This window comes from Chitinophaga sp. (genome assembly GCF_035564935.1).
Classification (GTDB): domain Bacteria; phylum Bacteroidota; class Bacteroidia; order Chitinophagales; family Chitinophagaceae; genus Chitinophaga.
Map to the genome: position 1 here is coordinate 1 of NZ_DATMTE010000121.1, position 2,900 is coordinate 2,900.

The window sequence follows — 2,900 nt, forward strand, 5'->3', positions numbered from 1 at the left end:
CGCCCTAATGCCGCTACCCGCAGTCTTAAGTATATAGAAACAAAGTTCAGGAGTTTTTTCCCTTTCAGCCCGTATTCTTATGTATTTAAGAACGAAGTGAACCAGCGGAATTATGAATCAGAAGCCAGGTGGAAGCAAATCATTTTTTACGGCGCTATATTGACCATCTTTATAAGTTGTATAGGATTATTTGGGCTTTCGGTGCTTTCTGCGGAAAAGCGTACAAAGGAGATAGGTATCCGGAAAGTATTGGGGGCATCCGTCCGGAATATCGTAGCGGTTTTGTCGCTGGAATTTGTGAAGCTGGTGATCATTGCCCTGGTAATAGCTATTCCGCTGGCATGGCTGGCAGGTGTAAAATGGCTGGAGCATTATCCTTACAGGATCACCATGGGTTGGTCTTTATTTGGTTGGGCGGGAGTACTGGTGTTGTTGATTGCCGTGTTTACGGTGAGTTTCCAGGCGGTAAAGGCTGCAATGGCGAACCCGGTTAAGAGTCTGAGGAGTGAATAGGAGATAAAAAGCCCCCAGTCCGCAAGATCTGAGGGCCTTTATTTAAACAGCCTGAAATTACATTTTAAGCAATAAAATCCGTTGAAAGGGAAACGTTCTTCCAGGTATCCATTTCCGCCTGCAATTGCGCTATTTTAATTTGTGCACGGTTGAAGGCATCGCTTCCCAGGAACAGGTTGACAGCGGGAGTGGGGCTGGTAACCAGCTCCAGGAATATATCGGCCATCTTATCAGGATCGCCTGTTTGCGTGCCATCCATACCATTCATCCTGGCGTGATATTCCCGCAGATGAGTATAGTCTTCTATTGTTCTTTTGCTGTATGCGATGGAATCTGCTTTGGCGAAGCTGGTTCTGAATGCGCCCGGCATCACGTTGGTGACATGAATGCCCAATGGTTTCAGGTCGTTGGCCAGGGCTTCGCTGAGGCCGCTCACGGCAAATTTGGCTGCGCAGTAAGCCGTCCACCCGGTACCCGGTGCAAAGCCTGCGATGGAAGAAATATTGATGATGTGACCTGACCGTTGTTTTCTCATATAGGGTAACGCCTGTTGGATCACGCGCATAACAGCAAAAAGATTAACCTGGAAGTTTTCATTGATCTCCGCTGCTGTGAGTTCCTCCAAAGCACCGCCTAATCCGTAACCGGCGTTGTTTACCACTACATCAAGGCGACCGAATTTTTCAATTGTTTTCTGAATGGATGCGGCTACTGACTGTTCACTTTTCAGGTCAACTTCCAATGGAAGCCACCTGTCGTCATTTCCATTAAACGCTTCAAATGCAGTAATTGATCTTGAGGTTGCCGCAACGCGGTGTCCTTTTGCCAATAGTTGTTTTACAAGAGACAGCCCTATTCCTTTGGATGCACCTGTGATATACCAGACTTTTGTATCGCTCATAATTTTTATTTTGAGCAAAGGTACTTTGCAGGCAGATTCCATTTTTGTGGTATACAAACCATTATTTGTCAGATTCAAACCTGCCTGAAGGCAGAAGGGCTCATAGTGGTTTGTTTCCGGAAAAAGTTATTGAAGTGCGCCTGGTCTTCGAATCCCAGCACATAGCTGATTTCGGCAATGTTCCAGTTAGTGTGTTTTAAAAGCGCTTTGGCTTCCGCGGTAAGACGCTCAAAGATAAGACCGGTGGTGGTGTGTCCGGTGGTTTTCTTTATGGCCCGGTTGAGGTAATTGACATGAACGGAGAGCCTTTCTGCAAATACTTTTGGGGAACGCAGTTCAAAACGTTGCGAAGTTGATTCAATGGGAAACTGACGTTCCAGGAGCTCCCTGAAAACCGATGTGATCCGGGAGGCTGCATCCGGATGTTCAAGCGAATTGCTTACAGGCTGCAGTTTCATCGCCATATAAATCAGTTCGCTGACATAGTTCTTTATCAGTTCATATTTATAGATATAATCCGAATCAAACTCCCTGATAATTTTTTCAAAGAGGTCTTTTACTTCGTGTGTTTTTTCATCATCAAGGCCAAACACAGGCTGTGCGCCCATAGCGAACAGGGGGAGCGAGGCCAGGTCCAGGCGCAGGCTTTCTTTAAAGAACTCATCCCTGAATACGCAGAAATAACCACCGATATTGAAAGCCAGCGGCTCATAAGTGTATGGTATATGAGGATTAAAAAAAAGTAATGTATTCCCGCTTATCGGGATACTCCTGTTGCCATAGTGGAAGGTATTATCTCCCCGGAAAAGCATGATCTTAAAGAAATCCCTGCGGATAAAGGTGGGCGAGGTAGTGCCTGTCCGGATCCTGTCTTCAATTCTAAAAACATTAAACTGCCCGATGTTCTTCTGGAGATCTTCAGATATGCTGCCATACTTATCCCTGTAAAACTGTTCAAGTGATTCTGTTGCTTTTGCCATAGCCAGTGATGCTTTTGCAAAATTGAAACTTTTTTTTCATAAATAAATGAGGCGTTCCCCGGTTTAAATAACAGGTTTTGTAAGCATCTCTTTTTCTTTTTTTGCTTATTTATTTATAGATTGGCACGATAACCTTCAACAATTGCGCAAAAATCAACATATAAGTGATGCAGACCTGTTGGATCTGTTCAGGCTGGGAGAAAACGATGGAACGGTTCTCTTATATGAAAAATACTATAAAGGTCTGGTGTATTTCGCCCGGCAGATTGTTGATCATGCGGGGGAAGCGGAGGACATCGTTCAGGAATGTATGGTGAAATTATTTAACAGGCGGGGGGATTTTGAGGAGCTTTCGAAGATTAAATCATTCCTATATGTATCGGTTCGGAATGCTTGTCTTAATTACCTGAAGCAGCAGGACAGGCAACGGATTTCTCAAAAAGAGCTACTGTATCTTACAGAGAAGGGAGACGACACTGCTGATCATGAAATGCTTAAATCCCGGG

At 44.7% G+C, this 2,900-nt stretch carries 4 protein-coding genes; 2 read left to right on the forward strand and 2 right to left on the reverse strand.

Features of this window, described 5'->3' with window-relative positions:
- A partial coding sequence (locus tag VN105_RS03240) for an ABC transporter permease (RefSeq protein ID WP_325637872.1) occupies positions 1-513 on the forward strand: 513 nt, incomplete at its 5' end.
- A 64-nt stretch (positions 514-577) separates the two neighbouring features.
- Here the strand turns inward: VN105_RS03240 and VN105_RS03245 are convergent.
- The gene (locus VN105_RS03245) at positions 578-1,414 is read right to left on the reverse strand and encodes an SDR family NAD(P)-dependent oxidoreductase (protein ID WP_325637874.1); all 837 of its coding nucleotides are present in this window, start codon (positions 1,412-1,414) and stop codon (positions 578-580) included.
- A 74-nt stretch (positions 1,415-1,488) separates the two neighbouring features.
- Positions 1,489-2,394 (reverse strand): AraC family transcriptional regulator, encoded by a 906-nt coding sequence (locus VN105_RS03250; protein WP_325637876.1) that lies wholly within the window; start codon positions 2,392-2,394, stop codon positions 1,489-1,491.
- Positions 2,395-2,536: 142 nt separating this feature from the next.
- Between VN105_RS03250 and VN105_RS03255 the strand changes: the two genes are divergently transcribed.
- Positions 2,537-2,900 (forward strand): sigma-70 family RNA polymerase sigma factor (locus tag VN105_RS03255; protein WP_325637878.1); only part of this gene is annotated, 364 nt, incomplete at its 3' end.